The organism is Gemmobacter sp. 24YEA27, from assembly GCF_030052995.1.
Taxonomy (GTDB): domain Bacteria; phylum Pseudomonadota; class Alphaproteobacteria; order Rhodobacterales; family Rhodobacteraceae; genus Pseudogemmobacter.
Genome location: NZ_JASJPW010000001.1, coordinates 3,407,290 through 3,427,065 on the forward strand (window position 1 = coordinate 3,407,290; position 19,776 = coordinate 3,427,065).

Annotated in this window: 25 protein-coding genes and 1 pseudogene; 14 read left to right on the top strand and 12 right to left on the bottom strand. The window is 61.5% G+C overall.

Annotated elements, in window-relative coordinates:
* Positions 1-286: 286 nt before the first annotated feature.
* A complete protein-coding gene (locus tag QNO18_RS16840) occupies positions 287-1,039 on the bottom strand; it encodes a response regulator (protein ID WP_283178618.1) in 753 nt (250 codons plus the stop codon).
* A 160-nt stretch (positions 1,040-1,199) separates the two neighbouring features.
* Between QNO18_RS16840 and mce the strand changes: the two genes are divergently transcribed.
* The gene (mce, locus tag QNO18_RS16845; protein ID WP_198837049.1) at positions 1,200-1,604 is read left to right on the top strand and encodes a methylmalonyl-CoA epimerase; all 405 of its coding nucleotides are present in this window, start codon (positions 1,200-1,202) and stop codon (positions 1,602-1,604) included.
* The gene (locus tag QNO18_RS16850) at positions 1,601-1,897 is read left to right on the top strand and encodes a DUF1467 family protein (protein ID WP_283178619.1); all 297 of its coding nucleotides are present in this window, start codon (positions 1,601-1,603) and stop codon (positions 1,895-1,897) included. The genes mce and QNO18_RS16850 overlap by 4 nt, the downstream gene beginning before the upstream one ends.
* 150 nt (positions 1,898-2,047) lie before the next feature.
* Here the strand turns inward: QNO18_RS16850 and QNO18_RS16855 are convergent, their stop codons facing one another.
* The 7 genes and pseudogenes from QNO18_RS16855 to QNO18_RS16885 form a co-directional block, all read right to left on the bottom strand.
* The gene (locus tag QNO18_RS16855; RefSeq protein WP_283178832.1) at positions 2,048-2,632 is read right to left on the bottom strand and encodes a nitroreductase; all 585 of its coding nucleotides are present in this window, start codon (positions 2,630-2,632) and stop codon (positions 2,048-2,050) included.
* Positions 2,633-2,785: 153 nt separating this feature from the next.
* Positions 2,786-3,352, bottom strand: a pseudogene (locus QNO18_RS16860) (methylated-DNA--[protein]-cysteine S-methyltransferase); the annotation flags it as partial.
* Positions 3,285-4,058 carry a 2OG-Fe(II) oxygenase gene (locus QNO18_RS16865; protein WP_283178620.1) on the bottom strand — a complete coding sequence of 258 codons (774 nt, stop codon included), beginning with the start codon at positions 4,056-4,058 and terminating at the stop codon, positions 3,285-3,287. The gene QNO18_RS16865 and the pseudogene QNO18_RS16860, both read right to left, overlap by 68 nt.
* A complete protein-coding gene (gene ada / locus QNO18_RS16870; RefSeq protein WP_283178621.1) occupies positions 4,055-5,137 on the bottom strand; it encodes a bifunctional DNA-binding transcriptional regulator/O6-methylguanine-DNA methyltransferase Ada in 1,083 nt (360 codons plus the stop codon). The genes QNO18_RS16865 and ada overlap by 4 nt, the downstream gene beginning before the upstream one ends.
* A 662-nt stretch (positions 5,138-5,799) precedes the next feature.
* Positions 5,800-6,021, bottom strand: a complete 222-nt coding sequence (locus QNO18_RS16875; RefSeq protein WP_283178622.1) for a hypothetical protein — start codon at positions 6,019-6,021, stop codon at positions 5,800-5,802.
* Between the two features lies 1 nt (position 6,022).
* Positions 6,023-6,172, bottom strand: a complete 150-nt coding sequence (locus tag QNO18_RS16880) for a hypothetical protein (RefSeq protein WP_283178623.1) — start codon at positions 6,170-6,172, stop codon at positions 6,023-6,025.
* A gap of 436 nt (positions 6,173-6,608) precedes the next feature.
* Positions 6,609-6,740: a hypothetical protein gene (locus QNO18_RS16885; protein WP_283178624.1), complete on the bottom strand. Its 132-nt coding sequence runs from the start codon at positions 6,738-6,740 to the stop codon at positions 6,609-6,611.
* A gap of 190 nt (positions 6,741-6,930) precedes the next feature.
* On the opposite strand from QNO18_RS16885, the gene QNO18_RS16890 reads away from it, so the two are divergent.
* Both QNO18_RS16890 and QNO18_RS16895 read left to right on the top strand, forming a co-directional pair.
* On the top strand, positions 6,931-7,176 hold the full coding sequence (locus QNO18_RS16890; protein ID WP_283178625.1) for a hypothetical protein: 246 nt from the start codon (positions 6,931-6,933) through the stop codon (positions 7,174-7,176).
* Between the two features lie 797 nt (positions 7,177-7,973).
* Positions 7,974-8,600, top strand: a complete 627-nt coding sequence (locus QNO18_RS16895) for a hypothetical protein (RefSeq protein ID WP_283178626.1) — start codon at positions 7,974-7,976, stop codon at positions 8,598-8,600.
* A gap of 84 nt (positions 8,601-8,684) precedes the next feature.
* Here QNO18_RS16895 and QNO18_RS16900 read toward each other — a convergent pair whose 3' ends face one another.
* Positions 8,685-8,858 (bottom strand): hypothetical protein, encoded by a 174-nt coding sequence (locus tag QNO18_RS16900; protein ID WP_283177603.1) that lies wholly within the window; start codon positions 8,856-8,858, stop codon positions 8,685-8,687.
* Positions 8,859-9,131: 273 nt separating this feature from the next.
* Here QNO18_RS16900 and QNO18_RS16905 point away from each other — a divergent pair, with 273 nt between their 5' ends.
* The 3 genes from QNO18_RS16905 (at position 9,132) to istB (ending at position 13,319) form a co-directional block, all read left to right on the top strand.
* Positions 9,132-10,271 (top strand): AI-2E family transporter, encoded by a 1,140-nt coding sequence (locus tag QNO18_RS16905; protein ID WP_283178627.1) that lies wholly within the window; start codon positions 9,132-9,134, stop codon positions 10,269-10,271.
* An 820-nt stretch (positions 10,272-11,091) separates the two neighbouring features.
* Positions 11,092-12,591 carry an IS21 family transposase gene (istA, locus tag QNO18_RS16910; RefSeq protein ID WP_283177606.1) on the top strand — a complete coding sequence of 500 codons (1,500 nt, stop codon included), beginning with the start codon at positions 11,092-11,094 and terminating at the stop codon, positions 12,589-12,591.
* Positions 12,591-13,319, top strand: a complete 729-nt coding sequence (gene istB / locus QNO18_RS16915) for an IS21-like element helper ATPase IstB (RefSeq protein WP_283177605.1) — start codon at positions 12,591-12,593, stop codon at positions 13,317-13,319. The genes istA and istB overlap by 1 nt, the downstream gene beginning before the upstream one ends.
* Before the next feature lie 309 nt (positions 13,320-13,628).
* On the opposite strand, the gene QNO18_RS16920 is transcribed toward istB, so the two are convergent.
* Positions 13,629-14,114 carry a universal stress protein gene (locus QNO18_RS16920; RefSeq protein ID WP_283178628.1) on the bottom strand — a complete coding sequence of 162 codons (486 nt, stop codon included), beginning with the start codon at positions 14,112-14,114 and terminating at the stop codon, positions 13,629-13,631.
* 131 nt (positions 14,115-14,245) lie between these two features.
* Here QNO18_RS16920 and QNO18_RS16925 point away from each other — a divergent pair, with 131 nt between their 5' ends.
* The 5 genes from QNO18_RS16925 (at position 14,246) to QNO18_RS16945 (ending at position 17,223) form a co-directional block, all read left to right on the top strand.
* Positions 14,246-14,743, top strand: coding sequence for a terminase small subunit (locus QNO18_RS16925; RefSeq protein ID WP_283178629.1), 498 nt, complete (start codon positions 14,246-14,248; stop codon positions 14,741-14,743).
* A complete protein-coding gene (locus QNO18_RS16930) occupies positions 14,667-15,995 on the top strand; it encodes a terminase family protein (RefSeq protein ID WP_283178630.1) in 1,329 nt (442 codons plus the stop codon). Before QNO18_RS16925 ends, QNO18_RS16930 begins: the two co-directional genes overlap by 77 nt.
* 8 nt (positions 15,996-16,003) lie before the next feature.
* Positions 16,004-16,210 (top strand): hypothetical protein, encoded by a 207-nt coding sequence (locus QNO18_RS16935; RefSeq protein WP_283178631.1) that lies wholly within the window; start codon positions 16,004-16,006, stop codon positions 16,208-16,210.
* Between the two features lie 87 nt (positions 16,211-16,297).
* Positions 16,298-16,486 (top strand): hypothetical protein, encoded by a 189-nt coding sequence (locus QNO18_RS16940; protein ID WP_283178632.1) that lies wholly within the window; start codon positions 16,298-16,300, stop codon positions 16,484-16,486.
* Between the two features lie 233 nt (positions 16,487-16,719).
* Complete coding sequence (locus tag QNO18_RS16945) at positions 16,720-17,223, top strand: site-specific integrase (RefSeq protein WP_283178633.1); 504 nt, start codon at positions 16,720-16,722, stop codon at positions 17,221-17,223.
* A 103-nt stretch (positions 17,224-17,326) separates the two neighbouring features.
* Here QNO18_RS16945 and QNO18_RS16950 read toward each other — a convergent pair whose 3' ends face one another.
* Together QNO18_RS16950 and QNO18_RS16955 are read right to left on the bottom strand one after the other, a co-directional pair.
* Positions 17,327-17,593, bottom strand: a complete 267-nt coding sequence (locus QNO18_RS16950) for a glutaredoxin family protein (RefSeq protein ID WP_283178634.1) — start codon at positions 17,591-17,593, stop codon at positions 17,327-17,329.
* Between the two features lie 259 nt (positions 17,594-17,852).
* Positions 17,853-18,065, bottom strand: coding sequence for a hypothetical protein (locus QNO18_RS16955; RefSeq protein ID WP_283178635.1), 213 nt, complete (start codon positions 18,063-18,065; stop codon positions 17,853-17,855).
* Between the two features lie 23 nt (positions 18,066-18,088).
* On the opposite strand from QNO18_RS16955, the gene QNO18_RS16960 reads away from it, so the two are divergent.
* Together QNO18_RS16960 and QNO18_RS16965 are read left to right on the top strand one after the other, a co-directional pair.
* On the top strand, positions 18,089-18,847 hold the full coding sequence (locus QNO18_RS16960) for an SOS response-associated peptidase (RefSeq protein ID WP_283178636.1): 759 nt from the start codon (positions 18,089-18,091) through the stop codon (positions 18,845-18,847).
* Between the two features lie 388 nt (positions 18,848-19,235).
* Positions 19,236-19,769: an ImmA/IrrE family metallo-endopeptidase gene (locus QNO18_RS16965; RefSeq protein WP_283178637.1), complete on the top strand. Its 534-nt coding sequence runs from the start codon at positions 19,236-19,238 to the stop codon at positions 19,767-19,769.
* Positions 19,770-19,776 lie beyond the last annotated feature (7 nt).

A 19,776-nucleotide genomic window follows, 5' to 3' on the forward strand; every position in this document is an offset into this window, starting at 1 on the left:
GGTCTGCACCAGGCGGCGCGCCTGTTCCACCCCGCTCTTGCCGGAGCGCCGTTGAGCCGGCGCGCCGTTAGAAACGCCGTGCCGCTATACAATTATTTCGGCTTTCTTTCCGGCCCTGCCTGGCAGTGACTGTGTAGCGGCGGGGGCCGGACTGGCTCCGCGACAGACATGTCTGCGGGCGCGCGACAGACCACCCCTGCGTGCCGCCCAAACCAGAAGGGCGTTCGGTGCCGCAGCACTCATCCGCCAAGGTCTCGCAGCAAACCGCGCCGGATGTCCGCTGCCCTCAGACCAGGCTCTGCCCCGCGCTGCCAAAGCCGGGTCCGGGCGGCCGAAAGGCCGGCATCTGGCGGATCTTTTCGTTCAGGATCGCCCGGATGCGATTGGGATCGCCGTTGCGGCTGACCGCTTCAGCTGCGGATTTCAGCGCCTCATCGCCGCATTGGAGCGCAAGGCCTGACAGAAAACCGCGCAGCCAGTCGCGGGTGGCCTGCGCCGTGGGGGCAATCTGCAGCCTGGCCTCGGCAAGCCGCAGATCATCGCACAGCGCCAGTGGATCGGGTTCCACCGCGCCATTGCCTCCCCCGCTTCCAGGCGCGCCGCGCAGATGCCGGTCGCACAGATGCGCCAGCACCGCCGCCTGAAACCCGGCAAGATCGGGCAGCGGCTTGCCGAGATAGCCCGCAGCCCCCGCCCGCATCGCCCGCAGCCTGCCGTCACTGTCGGCGCTGGTTCCCAGCACCACCGGCCCGCCTGTCCGGCTCAGGCCACTGATCAGATCTTCGCCCCGCCCATCGGGCAGCCCCAGATCGACAATCACCAGATCTGGCCGGTAGATCCCCAGATGCGCGGCTGCAACCGCCAGGCTTTCCGCCCGCCTGAGCCGCGCGCCCGAGCGCTGGCACATCAGCCGCAACGCCTCGCTGGCAAAGCGGCTGTCTTCCACCGCGAGCACCGTCAGCCCCCGCAGCGGCAGCGACAGGGCGGCAGGCAGCAGACCGGGCAATACCACCGGACTGGCGGGGAGGCGGCTGGCCATGGGGCTGATCCTTTCGCGGCAGCGGTCGGGGATGATTCGCGGCCTCCAGCCTCGCAGAACTCTGGTGAAGCTTGCGTTAACAGAGGCCTCTCTCCCCCTTGCCCAGCCCCGCCCCCGCGCGCATAAGTCCAGGAGACCCTACATGCAGCAGGAGAAGCCGATGATCGGACGTCTGAACCATGTCGCCATTGCCGTGCCCGATCTTGAAGCCGCCGCGCGCCAGTATCGCGATACGCTCGGCGCAAAAGTCGGCGCGCCCCAGGATGAGCCCGATCATGGCGTGACGGTGATCTTCATCGAATTGCCGAATACCAAGATCGAACTGCTGTATCCGCTGGGCGAAAACTCCCCGATCAATGGCTTTCTGGAAAAGAACCCTTCGGGCGGCATTCACCATATCTGCTATGAGGTCGAGGATATAATCGCGGCGCGTGACCGGCTGAAGGCACAGGGCGCGCGGGTGCTGGGCAGCGGCGAGCCGAAAATCGGCGCCCATGGCAAGCCCGTCCTTTTCCTGCATCCCAAGGATTTCAACGGCTGCCTTGTGGAGCTTGAACAGGTATGAACCTCACCTCTGGCATCGTCCTTTTCGCAGTCACCTGGTTTCTGACCTTTTACATCGTGCTCATGCTGCGCACCCGCACCCAGGCCGAGGCGGGCGAGATAGTGCCGGGCACCCCCGCCGGGGCGCCGGCCGAGGAAAATATCGGCCGCTCGGCCCTGATTGCCACGGGCTTTGCGCTGGTGATCTGGGGGGCGATGGCGGCGGTGATCCTCTGGGGAGGCATCACCATCGAAGACCTTGATTTCCGGGGCATTCTGGAGCCGAAAGACAGCGTGGAAACGCCGGCATCCTGACAGGCCCACACCGCGCGCAAGCGGTGGAAAGCAGACGTGATCCAGGCCCGGCCCATGACGGGCGCGGCCTGGATCGGCGCTGACAGGACAAAAAACAGCACGGCCAGAAAATCAGCACGGCCAGCAGCGTCTGAGGGGATCAGGCCGGGATCATTTCGGCCCAAGCCCCCATTGCACCACCCGCGCCAGATCCGGGCGCGGACGGTCCGGAAACACATGGGCGGCCGTGCCGATATGAATGATGCCGGCCACAGTCTCGGCGCCCTCGCAGCCAAAGGCCCGCGCCCGGAACACCGCATCATGTGCCGGCCAGCCGCTGAGCCAGTTCGCCCCCCAGCCCGAGGCCGTCGCCACCGACAAAAGCGACATGCACAGCGCGCCCGCAGACAGAACCTGCTCTTCCAAAGGGATCTTGTCCGAGGCTTTCGGCGCGGAAATCACCACCACCGCCAGATGGCCGCGATCATATTGGCCGCGACCTTTTTCAAGCTTTTCCGCATCCGCCCCCAGCTCTTTCGCCCGTGCCTCGACGAGGTCGGCGAGGCGGGTGAAATCGGATCTCTCCAGCACGATCAGGCGCCAGGGCTCCAGCTTGCCATGATCGGGCACCCGCAGCGCCAGCTGCAGCATCGCGGTCAGCTCGTCCCGCGACGGCACCGGCGGGCGAAACATCTTGGCCGGCTGCGACAGGCGGGTGGCCAGGAAATCCAGCGCGGCGGTGTTTTTATCGGTCATCATGCTCTCCTTTGCGGCGCAGACCCCCTGTCGCGGCCTGCCGGAAAGCGCGGGCGGTCGGGGAATCTGACCGGCGGACCTTGCCGCCATTTGCCGATGAGGTGAAGCCTTGCTGTGACATCCCCCTGGCGCGGCAAAGCGTGCCTCATGATCCAAGAGCCAGCGTTTGCGCTCCAGCCCGCCAGCATAGCCTGTCAATGCGCCATCCGCACCGACAAGCCGGTGGCAGGGCAGGATCAGGTTGAACGGGTTGCTGCCATTCGCATGCCCCACCGCCCGCGCGGCTCCCGGCCTGCCGATCCGGAGCGCCTGTTCGCCATAGGTCACCGGCCTGCCGGGCGGGATGCGGCGCAAAGCCGCCCAGGCGAGGTTCTGGAACGGGCTGCCCGTCAGCCGGACCGGGATCCGGTCTGTCGCTGCCAGATCACCCGCGAAATAGGCCTCCACCGCCGCAGCCAGCCTGGGCGGGATCGCGCCGGGCCGCAGATCGACCGGTCCGATACGGCGCGAGAGCAGCCGGTGCAGCCGGTCCTCATGGTCCGCATATTCCGACGCCATCAGCCCGCCCGTCGCATCTGTGACCATGATCAGTGCACCGAGCGGAGTGGCGACGCGGCCGATGGTCAGCGCACCGGCATACTTACCGGTCAGATCACCGGGCGTCATGGAAGATGATCCCAAGCGTATGCCTTTGCCCCGAGCGGATGCGGCTGACGCCATGGCGCAGGTTGACGCGGTAGCTGCCTCTCGCACCCTCGACCGGCCGGTTATGCACCGCAAAGGCGACAGCATCCCCCTGCGCCAGTGGCACCACCTCGGCCCGGCTCTGCATCCGGGGGCGTTGCTCGGTCAGCACAAACTCGCCGCCGGTGAAATCGCGCCCCGGCTCGGACAGAAGGAAGGCCACCTGGATAGGGAAGGCCAGATCGCCATAGAGATCCTGATGCAGGCAATTGAAATCGCCCGGCCCATATTGCAGGAGGAGGGGCGTCGGCCGTGTCTGGCCGGCCGCATGGCAGTCGCGCAGGAAGTCCTCATGGCGGTCCGGATAGACCCGCCCTATCCCCAGGCGCGCGTTCCAGCCATTCGCAAGCCCGGCGAGATGCGGATATAGGGCGCTCCGCAGCCCCGCGATCAGATCCGGCAGCGGATAGCGGTAATACTTGTATTCGCCCCGGCCAAAGCCATGCCGCGCCATGTGGATATGGCTGCGAAACGGCGCCTCTGCACTATAGTCCCCAGCGAGATCCGCGCATTCCCCGGGTGAAAGAAGCCTTGGCAGAACCGCGCAGCCAAAACTGTCCATCCCGGCGGCAAAGGCAGCCCAGTCATATTGGCGCAGCCTGTCCACAGCGCCGGATGCAACACCAGGCACGGGATCGGGCGCGACATCCGGCGACGTACTGACCTCAGGCAGACCGCTCACAATCCACCCTCCTTTTCCAGAAGCGCGCGTTTGCGAGCGATGCCCCAGCGATAGCCCGACAGCGCGCCATCATTGCGGATCACGCGGTGACAGGGGATGGCGACCGCGATCCGGTTGGCGCCGCAGGCCTGGGCGACCGCGCGCACCGCTTTTGGCGCGCCGATGCGGCGGGCGATATCGGCGTAAGAGGCGGTCTCTCCCGGCGGGATCAGCCGCAAGGCCTGCCAGACCCGTTCCTGAAACGCGGTGCCCCGAATGTCGAGCGGCAGATCAAACCCGGTCTGCGGCGCCTCAACCAGGCCCGCAACCCGGGCCACCAGCGCCTCGAAATCCGGGTCATCGCCGATCAGCCTGGCGCGGGGAAAGCTGTCCTGCAGATCGCGGATCAGCGTTTCAGGGTCATCGCCCAGGGTGATGGCGCAGATCCCCCGGTCACTTTGCGCGACCAGAATCGCGCCAAGGCTGCTCTCCCCGACGGCAAACCGGATCTCGGCATCCCTGCCGCCATTGCGAAAAGCGGTCGGGGTCATGCCAAGCGCCGCGTCCGAGCCTTCGTAAAACCGGCTGCCGGAGCCAAAGCCCGCGCCATAGATCGCGCCGGTCACGCTGCTGCCCTTGTCGGCCAGCCCGGCCCTGAGCTTCCTCCGGCGATGAGCACTGGCCCATTGCGCCGGGGTCAGCCCGGTTACTGCCCTGAACTGACGGTGGAACCACCAGGGGCTCATACCGATCTTTGCCGCCAGATCCTGCAGCTTCGGCGCCTCGTCGGCGGCCTCGATCAGCCGGCAGGCGGCGGCGACCAGCGCGGCATTTGCCTCGGCCACCGAAGGCCCGTGCGGCGCGCAACGCTGACAGGGGCGATAACCCGCCGCCTCCGCCTCATCCGGAAGATCGAAGAAACGCACATTTTGCGGCTTCGCCCTGCGCGACGGGCAAGAGGGGCGGCAATAGACGCCCGTGGTCCTGACCGCATAGACAAAGCGGCCATCCGCCGCCGCCTCGCGTGCCACCACGCTCTGCCAGCGCGGATCCTGTTCGGTCGCAGACGTGGTTGCGACAGCTGAATTACGGGTCGCCATCATGATGCCCCTCGCGGTCCTGTTCATTACAGGATCAGATTAACCCCGTCATCCGGCATCCCCACTCCGATCCTTGCGGTCAAATTCGCGAGGTCTGCCCCGGTCGCGAACTGCGAAGGATGCGGGCCTCAGAGCATAGCACAGGATCCGAACCGGAATGTACCTGCGGATCTGTGTCGCAACCTGTGTTGCAGTCTTCACCCTTGCCCGCTGCGCCGGGCCGGGCTGGCCTGTGAAGAACGGGGGGCTGACTTGCCGGAGGGGGTCGAGCGGCTGGCGCGGATCGCGGGATCCCGGCCAAGGGCCGCTTGTGGAGGCCAGGGATGAGGTATGGTCAGGGTTTCGGGCGGATATGTCCCCGAACTCAGGTAGCTGGCAGAAGGAAAGCCGTACACCGTGTATGGGATTTGGACGAGTGCGTCGCGAATACGGGCCTTTCGTTCGCGTTATTTCGTGAATGGGCGGATATCACCACTTTGACATCAAAAAACGAGATGTTGATATCTGAGTATAAAATAGTGACCCCGACAGAATAAAAACAATGACTATATTTCAATCACATAAGCCGTAAACACCAGCCCTGATCACTCTGCGGACTTCAAAGGGTTACGAATGGCTTTGTAAACACTCCGCCCCCCTGCTCGCCGCCCATTGTGGCTATCTCAGCCAATCTCGCCGGCTGAAACCCCGACACACCTGATCACCGGCCAATACCAGGGCCCCTGCCGCGCCCCGGCGATCCTGGCCAGGCTCGCGATCCGCGCGCTGGTAGTTCTGGCGCCAGGTAAGCGGACATAGCCCCCGCCATATGGCGCCTTGCCGGTCAGGTCGTCCTCGCCGTATTTCCTGTCCTTACCGCGCCCATTTTCACGGATCGGCTGCATGCTATGCGCCGTTTCGTGACAGGCCGTGGCGAGGATTTAGGCGCGGAAAGGTCTTGGTGGCGGCGAGGATGGCGCTCAGGCCATCCAACTGCGCAAGTTGCAGGCTGCCGCCAGACAGCGGTCGGCTCGTGGCAAAGAATGCCTCGGTCATGACGATCTCCATGGGTATGAAAAAGCCCGGCGCGACGGCCGGGCGGGGCATAGGTAAAAACACCTACGCAATGTCGCCGTCTATCCTCGCGGCGGCGTTGCGGCTATCAAATCCACATAGTGAGTAACCGATTGTAATCTTGTTGTTTAATCAGTTGGCGGCATTACCCGCACATCGCGTAAACAGTTGTGTCATTGAGATTTTACGAGTTATGCGGAATTAACCGCTGAAGCCCGTCGGTGCGAAAGCCCGTCGGGCTTTCGTATTTTTGCCGTGCGGACGCGCCCGCCATGCTGATGAGGCGACACAGTTTCCGGATCAAAATTTCCGATTTTCGCCATATTCTTTAGTAAATCCGTAACTTCTACCGTTCGCTGTCTAAGCCCTACCAGCGATCACGGCTCACCCCCGCCCACCCCAGAGCGGGGGTGAGATATCACGGCCTCGGCTGCAGCTTCTCCAATTGCGCCTCGATCCGGCTGATCCCGCTCCGGATGTTGTGCAGGTCGGGTTGCTGACCGGCCAGCGCCGGCTCTGCCGCCCGGATCACGAAATAGCGGCTGGACATCCGTCCCATATCCGCCACCCGGTTCATTCGTCGCGAACTTGTCCTCGTAGCCGCGATGCCGGCAGCAGCCCAATATCTGGTTCTGAGGTGGCGCTCCACCGGCAGCATTTTTTCACAGATAACTGGATGTATGACTATCCGCATCACTACCGACCCATATGGGCACGCCCTGCCTGCTGCTGAGTGTCGGATGATCAGGCCGGAGCGCAATACCGTCGCGAACATGATGCCGGCCTGCGCGCCCTGCAACCTGAGCAAGGGTGGATACAGCCTTGAGGGCTGGCGAGACCTGCTCGCCCGGTCGGCGCAGATCGTCGCGCGGGAGAAGTCGATATTCCGGGCTGCGGTGCGCTTCGGCGTCGTCACCGTCGAGGATCGGCCCATCGTTTTCCATTTCGAGCGGGTCTGCGCCACCCGTCAGGACAAGGGGGAGTGATGGACCAAAACAAAAAAGCCGCCATCGCGACATGCGCAAGGGCGGCTCTCTCGTCACTGAATAAAACGCTCAACAGGGAAATCGTAAACACCAACAATAACTGCAATTTAGAGGCGAGTTGGCGCTCTGGAAAGACGGCACTGTTGCGTAGGTATTTCTGCCTACGTCTGAAGGGTGCGGGCGCGAGAGTGAGCTTGATCCATCGAGGGCGGAGTGTCCGGCACGAAAGGGACAGAGTTGTTTCGGACGCGAGGATCGCAGGTGGCAGCCCGGCTCAACCCGCGCCCGGCAAGGTTAATTCAGCCCATGATTGCGTCACGATTGTGGCGAGAGCCCCGGGAAACGGGGCGCCCCATTCCCTGAGCGCCCCGGTCGGTCAGGGAACACGACAGGCCGAGGGAGATTGCGGCCGCCTGATGTTCAAACTGGCGGCGGGTGGAATGGTTCCCATGAAAGAGATCAAAAAAAAAACCGGGACGCAGCTTGGCGCCCCGGCAGTCATACAGGCAGTTCAACAGACAGGTCACAGGACGTTGTGACGGTCTGATGAAACAACGTGTGGTGGGCGACTTGGTTCCCACCTCAACCAGTTGTGAGTAGGAGGGAGCGGTATGAGCAGGATGACACCAGAGGAGATCAGGTTGCGCGATGACGCGATTGCCGCTGGTCGGGTTGTGCGGCCCCGCGCAAGGCGTGATGCGCCCGCACCGCCTGCCATCAGTTCGGAGATCGTGCTTCAACCGAAGCCAGCGGCAAAACCGCCAGGCGCCGATCTGAGCAGGGTCGGTTTCCGGAGCATGTCAATCCAGCGCGCGCTGGAATGGGCCTTCGGCACCGAGCGCGCCGGCCTCGACTTTGACGAGATGGGCGAGACCTCCGGCGGCCAGCGCATGGGTGTCGATGGTATCTGGCTGATGATGCAGCGCGGCGCCATCGGTTGCGAGATCGACGGTGGCGGCCGGTCGGATCCAGCTTGGGATGCACAGATCATCGCCTCGACGGTGGCAAGCCTGCCGGTCAGTCATGGCGGGCGGCAGATGGCGGTATTCGTGGCTCAACATGCCCGGGCCGGGATTGCGCCTGACTGGATGCAGGGTGCGCGTCCGACGATCCAGCCATGCGGGACGCGGACCAATCGGCATGGAGAGCGGGCAGAGACCGAGGAGGCGCATCACCTCGGATCTCAGGGCTGGCCGATCCAGAAGCGCATCGGCCGCAAGGGAAGGGTGCATGAGGAGCCGGTTCTGTATTGCCCTGTGGTCGTGACTCCGACCAGATCACAGATTGCCGCGGCGCATCGCCGGTATCTGGCATGGTATGGGGCGCTTCTGTGGATTAGGGCGGAGTTGGATGGCCTCGGTATTCTCGCGGGGATCGATATCACCCTGGATATGCCCGCTCTGCAGCCATGGAACGCAAGATAATGCTTGCGAAATTCTAGCCCCCTTGATATTTTGCCAGTAGAATAATTGCGCCCGGAGGAGAAATCCTGCCGGGCGCTTGTCATTTTAGCCTCGGTGCCCGCTCTCGCGATTTGCCCCGCCAGCATTGGGCTCGTTCGTGCGAGGAGCCTTGTTCGGATTGAAGGGCTGGGCAGCGTTGCCCATCTTCTGTTTCTGCGCCTCTTCCTCGACGTTGAACTTCGTATTCTCGGCTTCCTTGTCGAAATCGGGTTTTGTCATAGCGTCCTCCTATCGATGTGAGGACAACCAGATCGCACAGCCAATGGTTCCGAAAAGCTTGATCACGTTTTCATCTGCCCGGACTTTCAACCTGCTACCCCGCTATCCAGAACATCCTCGATGGACGAAAGCCTCAAGCCGCTGTTGGCCGGTCCAGTCATGGGCCCAAATTGCGATCATCGGATAAGCCGGGGGCTGCAGAAATACAGACTGTCCCGAAGTTGCATTTGATATACGCTCGCATGGAATGTGGGCAGTTGAGGCATTCGGAACGTGACAAAGGAACACCATTACCTTTTCGGTGGAGAAGCTGAAGCCAAGCCTCGCGTCGGCGGGGCGTCGAACTGGGCTGTGATCGGCATCTTCCTGATACTGTTGTTTGCGGCTGTCGCAGCAGCGCGCGATTTCTTGATGCCTGTAACTCTGGCTGTGCTGCTGTTCTTCGTCTTCACGCCTCTGCGTCGCTTTACCGAGAAGAAAGGTATCCCGAACGCCCTGACGGCCACCGTGGTCTGCCTCGGTGTGCTGGTTTCGATTGGCGCGATCTTCCTCATCGCGTCCGGTCCAGCAAGCGAAGTGATCAAAAACTATCCGGCGATAGCAGATGCTGTGCGCGAGAAGCTTGCCTTCATTCGTGATGCCATCCGAAGCGTTCAAAGCGTAGCGTCGGAGCTTGATGCCGGTGGAGCTTCACTGCCCGTTCTGGCCGATAACGTCGCGCCCGTTGCCCCGGAGAGCGGAAGTGCAACTATGGCAGCTTTGCAAGGGTTAGCCATTTCCACGCCTTTTATGGTTGGTCAGTTCGCCCTGGTGATGTTTCTGCTCTTCTTTATGATGGCCTCAGGAGATCTGCTCTATCTTAAGATCGTTCAGTCGTTCGACAGGCTGACGGACAAAAAAGCAGCCTATCTCGCCCTTCGCGAAATTGAAGAGTCGCTGGGCAACTATCTGAGTGCCATCACCTTTATTAACCTAGCGCTCGGGATCGCTGTCGGTCTGTTGATGTGGGCTTGGGGCATGCCCGCGCCCATCCTGTTTGGGATCGCGGCTTTTGTACTGAACTTCATTCCCTACCTTGGCTCTCTGGCCGGCATTGCAGCATCGGCACTGGTTGCGCTGGTGGTCTTTGACGGCTTTTTCGTTCCGGTCTTGGTGGCTGTTTCCTACTTCGCCCTGACAGCTTTAGAGGGGCAGATCATCACGCCTTACTTTGTCTCGCGCAGGCTGCGCATGAACGTTGTCGTTGTGTTTCTGAGCGTTACACTTTGGGCTTGGCTGTGGTCTGTCATCGGTATGGTGATAGCTGTTCCAGTTCTGGTTGTCGTGAGAGTCTTGTCCGAACACATAAAAGGCTGGGAGAAGTTTGGAAACTTCCTCGAAGGAGAAGACCCTCCGGAAAAGTCTGACTGGTGACGCCCCCAGGCCGGCGGGGATGATCCGCCTCACGTTCATAAAAACGGGGAACTCCGCATGGCGAAGTCCGACAAATGCGCGGGCGATGATGGTGCTCAAGTGAGAAACGCCCCCGGATTGCCGAGGGCATTTTTATTCTAGGGAAGTGAAACCGGCGGTGGGGAAATGATGTTGCCATTCTCCCGATGATACAGACCCTGCACCCGCGACACCGGCTCGCAGTTCCCGAGAACGAACCTTTCCTCAACAACTTCGTTCGCCCCGTCCTTCAACACCTGATGGAAAACGCGAGTTAAATCGCCATTCTCATCACGGCAGGCGAGCTTATGCGCTGTCGTCCATTTCTGACCCATCGCGACCTCCTCCTTTTGTTGTGCGGTGATCGAAGTGTGACCAGACGATTCGTGCAACCATGGCGGGTAATGAAGCAAGAATTCGAGCGAAGTTCTGCCACACGCACCTATTACAGCAAGGGCCGTCACTACCCCGGCTTCCTGAACCCTTTCATCGGCCCGCACCTCCCTCGGCCACCACGCCAGTCGAAACATCTCTGATGGGCCTCAGTCATGGAACCGTCCAGATGCTCACCGACCACGGTTACGCTCTGTTGGGTGTTGATCGCCTTTGCGGGCCGACTATTCGTGACGGTGGCTTTGGTTGCGACCTTGATGGCGGCGGCGGCGGCGAAGGAAGCCGCCTGGGTGTTGAACGGCTTGCAATAAGGACCCCGCTTCTGGGGTGATCGGCGTCCAAAAGGGACCCCACCGACCGGGGGTTGGGTCCATTGTGCCTTCGATGATTATCGGAGGCCGAGCACGGGATGCTGATCGTGGAGACAATAGCAAAAATCAGGCGGCTACATTTCACCGAGGGCAAGGGGATCAAGACGATCTGCCGTGACCTGAAGCTGTCGAAGAAGGTGGTGCGGAAGGTGGTCCGCACCGGGATTACCGAGTTCACCTATACCCGGACGGTGCAGCCGCGCCCGAAGCTGGGTGCCTGGCTGGGTGAACTCAACCGGCTGCTTGAGGTCAACGCCGCGCGGGCCAGCCGGGAACGGCAGTCTCTGACACAGATCTACGAAGAGCTGAGCGGTCTCGGTTATGAAGGTGGGTATGACGCGGTGCGCCGCTACGCCTCGAACTGGGCGCGCAATCAGAGCTGGGGTGCCTCTTCCGCTTTCGTGCCTCTGAGCTTTGCGCCCGGCGAAGCCTATCAGTTCGATTGGAGCCACGAGGTTGTGGTCATTGATGGGGCGACGACCACCATCAAAGTGGCTCATGTTCGCCTGTGTCACAGCCGGATGTTCTTCGTGCGGGCCTATCCTCGCGAGACGCAGGAGATGTTGTTCGATGCCCACGACAGGGCCTTCGCCTTCTTCAAGGGCACCTGCACCCGCGGGATCTACGACAACATGAAGACAGCGGTGGAGACCATCTTCACCGGCAAAGAGCGTCTCTACAATCGTCGGTTCCTACAGATGGTCAGCCATTATCTGGTAGAACCTGTTGCCTGCAGCCCTGCTGCGGGTTGGGAGAAAGGCCAGGTGGAGAGCCAAGTTGGCACAGTTCGCCAGCGGTTCTTCGCGCCGCGCGTCAGGGTCAAAAGCTACGAGGAACTGAATGCCTGGCTGCTGGACAAGTGCATCGCCTCGGCCAGAACCAGCAAGCATCCGGAGCTGACGGACAAAACCGTCTGGCAGGTCTTCCAGGAAGAGCGCCCACACCTTGTTCCCTATGCCGGGCGCTTCGACGGGTTCCATTCGCTGCCTGCGGCGGTGTCGAAGACCTGCCTCGTGCGCTTCGACAATAACAAATACTCGGTTGCGGCAACGGCTGTCGGGCGGCAGGTCGAGATCAGGGCCTATGCTGAGCGGATCGAGATCCGGCAGGAGGGCCGACTGGTCGGAGACCACCCGCGCCACTTCGGCCGAGACCGAACGGTCTACAATCCCTGGCATTATGTGCCTGTTTTGCTTCGTAAACCCGGAGCGCTGCGTAACGGCGCACCGTTCAAGGATTGGGTTCTTCCCGGAGCTCTCGAACAGATCCGCCGTAAGCTGCAGGGCTCATCAGATGGCGACCGCCAGATGGTGAAGGTCCTCGGCGCCGTGCTGACGGAAGGGATGCCTACGGTGCAAAAGGCATGCGCCGAAGCCCTCTCGCAAGGTGTCCATTCTGCCGATGTGATCCTCAATATTATATCCCGCAGGCGCGATCCCGAACCGCCGCCTCTCCTGCTGACCTCCCCGGCCTTGCGCCTGACCCACGAACCGGTGGCGGACTGCGCCCGTTATGACCTGCTGCGGAGGGCCAGCTGATGGATCGTGCTGACATCATGGCCGCAATGGGCGAGCTGAAGCTCTACGGGATGCGCGCCGCTTATGATGAACTCATGGCGGTGGCTGTGCGCCGCCAGCATGAACCCCGCCAGATCGTTGGAGATCTTCTGGCCGCCGAGATCAACGAGAAGAAAGCGCGGTCGGTCAAATACCAGATCACCACCGCCAAGCTGCCCTATGCCCGGGAGATCGAGGAGTTCACCTTCGATGACACCCCGATCAACGAGACCCTGGTGCGAGATCTGGCCAGCGGGGAGTTCCTCAGCCAACAGCGCAATGTCGTGCTGGTTGGTGGCACGGGGACCGGCAAGACCCATATCTCTGTGGCCATCGCGCGCGCGGTCATCCGCAATGGTGCCCGGGGCAGGTTCTTCAATGTCGTCGATCTGGTGAACAGGCTGGAGGCCGAGGCCCGTGCTGGACGGGCGGGCCGGCTTGCAGAACATCTGATGCGGCTCGACTTCGTTATCCTCGATGAACTCGGATACCTGCCATTCGCCCAATCCGGAGGCCAGTTGCTGTTCCATCTGATCAGCAAGCTCTATGAGCAGACTTCCGTCATCGTCACCACCAACCTCGCATTCGGGGAGTGGCCGACCGTCTTCGGGGACGCAAAGATGACCACCGCGCTGCTCGACCGGCTCACCCACCACTGCGACATCGTCGAGACCGGCAACGACAGTTGGCGCATCAAAACCCGAGTCTGAACACCCTCCAAAACGCAGGCCCGCGTCGGCTGCGCAAGCTGAAAAGCTACGCCGCCACGGGCCTGCTCACCCGCGCGCCGAAGGGGTTACTTTTGGACGCCGATCAGGGGGCCCGTTTGGATGCCGATTGACAGCCTGGGCCGGTAGCGCCGGAATCTGCGAGGCATTCCGTTCATCCTTCCTGTTCGGTTGGAGCGAGTATCGATTACCTCGAAGTCTGCCACGAGCGCCGAAGGAGTCAAACCTTGTTAAGGGCTGATGCGGGCCCGCAGGCCGCGAATGCGGGCAATCGGGCTTGCACAACATATATCAACGCAAGAAGATCTCGGGATTATTGACTATGAGCACGGGCAGTTTGGTGCCTGCAAGAACTTCTGCTGCCTGGCTGCCCAAAAGCAGCTTTGTTAAGCCTCGCCTGCCTCGCGACCCAATGACAATCAGATCGCAGTCCAAATCCTCGGCTTTCTCGTAAATTGCTACTGCCGGGGCACTGTCTGGAACATAAACAAACTCAGGGTTTACGCAGCGGGTTTCCGCAAGGGGTTTTAGATCCGCGAAAATACTGTCGGCACGTGTTGAAAGAGCAAGCCTTGCTTCATCTTCGCGGTCACGAAAGCTGAACTCCTCGGCATAGAAATAGCTGCTGTAGGATTCTGACGCGTGAACAACGGTCAGGCGGGCCTCGAGGGCTTTAGCCATGTCAAATGCTACCGTGACCCCTCTCAGTGCCCAGTCCGATCCATCTGTCGCTGTGAGTATGTGCCTGAACATCACTTCCTCCATGGCTTTGAGCATGGGGCGCGAGATCGCCGGATCTTACCCCAGCTGCCGCAGCATATCAGAAATTACTCGCGGAGTCATGGCCGGCCTGACACCGCCGATAGCTCGACTTAACGAGGCAGAGCCGCACAGCATAGGGCAACACCATGGGTGAACCGACAGAGTCTGGTGCTGTGCTGACGCCGAAGCAAGAGGCCTTCGCCCTCGCTTATTTCGAGACCGGTAACGCCGCCGAGGCTTACCGCCGCGCCTATGATGTGGCCGAAAACGCCCGCGATTCATGGGTCTATGTCGAGGCCTGCCAACTCCTCGATCACCCTAAGATTACCCTAAGGCTCGAGCAGCTTCAGGAGCAGGCTGCAAAGCTCTCCATCTTTACCCGCCAGAAGGCGCTGGAGGAGCTGGAGCAGGCCAGATCGGAAGCAATCAAGCTCGGCATGCCGGCCGCTGCCGTCAGTGCGATCAACAGCAAGGTGAAGCTGTTCGGGCTGGATGCGCCGACCAAGATCAAGGCTGAGGTGACCGGCAAGGATGGAGGCCCGATCCGGTCGGAAGAGGTGACCGCCCGTGACCGCATCGCTCGCCGAATTGCTGGCATCGCAGCCAGAACAGATGCGCCTGGAGATACTGGCGGGGCTGAGTGACGAAGAGGCTGCGGCTCTCGAATACGACTGGCAGTTCTGGGCACGGAAGAACCAGATTGCCCCACCCGGTGAATGGCAGACCTGGCTGGCGCTCGCTGGTCGCGGTTTCGGTAAAACAGAGGCCGGCGCGCAGTGGGTTCGCCAGAGGGTAGCGGAAGGCGCCCGATCCATCGCCCTTGTGGCGGAGACCCAGAAAGACCTTGAGGAGGTCATGGTTGCCAGGTTGGTGAAGATCCACCCGCCCGGCGAGGAGCCGAAGGTCAGATACAAGCCGGTTCGGGTGATCTGGCCGAATGGTGCGATTGCCCTCGGCTACAACGGCACCGAGCCGAACCAGCTGCGCGGCCCCGAGTTTGATACCGCATGGGTCGATGAGCTGGCGAAATACCGTTACGCCCGCGAAACATGGGATATGCTGCAATTCACGATGCGCAGCGGGCCAGACCCGCGCGTGTTCGTCACCACCACGCCCCGGCCGATCCCGGTCCTGCGCGAGATCCTCGCAGACAAGACTACCGTCGTCACGCGAGGCTCGACATTCGATAACGCGGGCAACCTGCCCAAATCGTTCCTGACCAAGCTGAAGGCGAGATACGAAGGCACGCGCCTCGGGCGGCAGGAACTCAATGCCGAGATGCTGGACGATCTGCCCGGCGCGCTCTGGACGCGAGCGATGTTCGATGCGCCCGATGGCAGCGGCCAGATCGGCAGGGTGATCAAAGCGCCGGATCTGCAACGGATTGTGGTCGCGGTCGACCCCTCCGGAACCGGCGGGTCGGGAGATGGCGGAGACAGCATCGGGATCGTGGTGGCGGGCCTTGGTGTCGATGGTCGCGGCTATGTGCTGGCAGACCGGACCTGCAAGCTTTCGCCGGCGGGATGGGGCAGGCGGGCCGTCGAGGCCTTCCACGAGTTCTCAGCCGACCGGATCGTCGCTGAGCGCAACTTTGGCGGCGCGATGGTTGAGCATGTGATCCGAACCACGGATGCCAAGGTCGCATACAAGGAAGTCACCGCCAGCCGCGGTAAGGTCGCCCGGGCCGAGCCGGTTGCCGCTCTCTACGAGCAAGGCAAAATCAGCCATGTCGGGGCCTTCCCCGATCTGGAGGATCAGTGCTGCCTGATCGGGCCTGATGGCTTCATCGGCGAGGGCAGCCCCGACCGGGCCGACGCGCTGGTATGGGCACTTACGGAATTGATGCTGGGTGATGGGCCGCGCCGCGCTGCCGTAATCGAAACTGGCTTCTACTGAGGGCGGACATGCAAGATATCACGATCCGCCACCCGCAATACGATGCCTTCGCCGAAAGCTGGCGGCAGGTCCGCGATGCCAATGCAGGCGAGGACGATATCAAACAGGCGGGCGAGCGATATCTGCCCATGAAATCGGGGCAGGCGGCCATCTCATTATCGCCGCCATCTGCATCGCAGCCTGGTTCACACACATTATCACATGCCTTTCGGTAGGCCTTTGGGGCTTCCTGATTGCCGGTGCGCTGCTTTTCCCCATCGCCATCGTTCATGGGGTCGGCATTTGGTTTGGGGCGTTCTGACATGAGCCGCAAACTGATCGACCTCGCCCGTGACGCCCTTCGCGAAGCCTATGCCGTGCAGGCGTCCGATCTGGCAGCAAAGGCCCATGCGCGCCGGGCGTTGACCGCTCGTGGGCATGATGAGGCTGCGGTGTCGGATGCAGTCGAGGCGGCGTTTGCGCGCTGGTTTGACGTGTCGGAGGCCTGCTGATGCCGACCATGGTCCTGCGCGATCCATCCCACGTTGACGCTCTGGCGCGCCGCCTGTCAGGGCGCAAGCTTCAACGGGCGATATGTCGTCATGTGGAACGAGGGCGGAAAGCGCCGACGCTTTCGTCTTGACGCACACACGACCAAAGAGGCGGAGCGCGAAGCCCGCGATCTGATCATGCAGCAGACCGCGCCCTCTCAGGGGGTGACGGTTGCGCAGATATCCGGCTGGCGATGCTGCTAATGCTGACGACAGCAGGCCGTATCGGGGCAATTCTGGAACTGACCTGGGACCGCGTTGACCTGTCGCGCCGAACAATCCGGCTGGCAAGCAACGAAATCGGCCCCCGCAAGGGCCGAGCTACCGTGCCTATCAATGACACACTGATCGCCGCACTACAGAGCGCAAAGGCGGCTGCAATGTCGGATTTCGTCGTGGAATGGGGCGGGCGTCAGGTCGGCTCTATCAAGACCGGCTTCAATGCCGCCGTAAAGCGCGCGGGCATCGAGCACTGCACTCCACACGATTTGCGCCGCACCGCCGGCCGCTTCATGGCCGAGGCCGGGGTGACCATTGACGAGATTGCGCAATATCTCGGCCACACGAACCCCAGCGTGACCCGCAGCACATATGCCCGATTCTCGCCGGATCACCTGCGCCGCGCAGCAGGTTCGCTTGAGCTTGGCGGTGTGAGATTGGTTCATCGAACCAGAGGGAAAACCCCCAAATCCTCATAAGCCACTGATTTTATGGTGATCCCGACAGAATGGAAATAACCATTATGTTTCAATTACATGAATGGTAAACGCCCACCCTGCACCCCTTATGAATTTCAAGGGCTTACGAAGAGCCTTGTAAACAGGCTGACGCCTGCTCACTCTCCATCGAAGCAACTTCAGAAAGTCTGGCGGGCTGAAAGCCCGACCAGACGTGATCCCCGGCCACGACCAGCGGCCCCTGTCGCGAGCCCGCGATTCGGGCCAGCCGCTCGACCTCATCCGGCCAGTCAGCCCCTGCCCGCTCCTCATAGGCCAGCCCTGCCCGATCCAGCGCGCGTTTCGTCGCAACGCACGGGCCACAGCCCGGCGAGGTGTAGAGGATGATCATGGTGTTGGTCCGTCTTTGAAGGTGGATCAGAGGCCGGTGTAGCCAGAAGGCGTCATGATTGGCGCGGGCGGTGCAGCTTCAGGCATCAGCATTTCGACAAGCGCTGGCGCGCCGCGCCTCCCGCAATGCAGGCATTTCATGATGGCGAGGGCCTCGGCACGGATGGCCCGGCCGCCCGGTTCAAGCCATTGCGGCGGCATATCGTCGGCCGCCAGATGGCGAGATTGCCCGCAAGAACATTTGAGGTGAAAGATCCGCTTCATGGTGAGAACATATACAGAACATTTAACGATTCGAGAAGCCCGGAACCGGCCATATGCCCTCTGTCCATCCATCGGCCAACCCCTTCCAGAACCGGCGGATGATCCACGCCGCGCAGGACGGCATGATCATCACCATGCGGTGCAATGGCTGCAGGCGGAGCGTTCACTTCTGGGCATCCGATCTCGTGAAAGTCGTCGGCAATGATCACCAGCTGCACATCGCACCGTGGCCATGCGCGCGGTGCAAAAGCACCGAGTCGATCAGTGTCTCCTGGCGAGTTCCTTCACCCGACTTCCTGAATGGATTGACCATCCGCCGTCCGGTCAGGCAGGTTGTGAAATGGCTATGGCGCAACGAGAAGGCCTGACGATGTGCAATCTTTACAGCCAGACCACCTCACCCGAGGCGATGCGCCAGATCTTTGCCGGGCTGACGAACGCCGCCGGCAACATCGAGCCCGGCGATATCTACCCGGATCGCATGGCGCCGATCATCACTGCCGGAGAGGGAGGGCATGTTCTGCGCAGCGCCCGGTGGGGCCTGCCCTCCCCGCCTCAGTTCCACAGCAAGAGCGGCATCGATCGCGGCGTCACCAATGTGCGCAACACCAACTCGCCACACTGGCGGCGCTGGCTGGGTCCGCCGCATCGCTGCCTAGTGCCAGTCGAGAGGTTCGCGGAGCCGCGCCAGGGCAAGGGCGCAGGCAATGCGTGGTTCGCGCTGAAAGAGGATCGCCCGGCGTTCTTTGCCGGTATCTGGGTGCCAGACTGGACGAGCATCCGCAAGCTGAAGGACGGTGAAACCACCGATGACCTCTTCGCCTTCCTGACCTGTGATCCGAATGCGGAAGTGGCAGCGATCCATCCGAAAGCCATGCCGGTGATCCTGACGGAGCCGGATGACTGGGAAGAATGGCTGGTAGAGCCGTGGACAGACGCCAGATCCTTACAGGGTCCACTGCCGGCCGGATCTCTGGAGGTCATTGAATGATCCGGATGACCGCCCTCGCGTTCTTCATCGCCCTCTCAGGCTGCGGCCCGTTGGATTACTACAGCGGGCGCAACATGGAGTTCTATCACGCTGGATAGCCCGGACCTCATCAACAGCCGGTTTGAGTCAGGGACGATCAGGCTGGGGGTGAACCAGCCGCATCCAGGGTTCTTTGATCGAGGGTGAAGTCCCTACAACCTAACCGCAACCTATATACATATATCAGCCTTTCTGCCCGAAACATGACGGCGACAAAACCAGAACATGGAGGAACGTATGCTTGCCACACACACCCTTGTGTGCATAATGCATGCGCCGCGAAGCCAAACTGCGACGCGGCGACCAGAAGGCGCATGAACGTGAATGAAGCAGAACAGAAAGGGCGCCCATGACTACTTTCGTGCTACCGACAGGTTTGGGTGCGCCCAAGCACTCCATCGAGAGTTTTGCTGAGTATGCGGCAGAATACTGGGGTTACCAACCCGGCGGATCGCTCGAAGAGATTGTGGCGAAAGCCGGAGGTCGTATTGTCGTTGGCTCAAGCGGGTTCGAAGATGGGGAAAGCGGATCCATCGTCGCCAAGGCATTAAACGACTTCACGATATACATATCAAGAAACACATCCCGCCAGAGGGATCGCTTCACCATTGCTCATGAGCTTGGCCATTTAACTCTTCACTTGGGCCCCATACTGGAAGCGAATCCGGGGGCAGTGATGAGGGCAACACGATGGGTAGACGACAATGACCCAGAACAGCAAAGAGCGGAATGGGAGGCTAATTGGTTCGCAGCAGCCTTCCTGATGCCAAAAGAAAAGTTCACTGAAACGTATAGAAATTTAGGACTTCAGGGAACCGTCGACCTATTTGATGTTAGTGAATCCGCAGCAACAACTCGAGCAAGAACCCTTTCATTGACTTAGATTAATT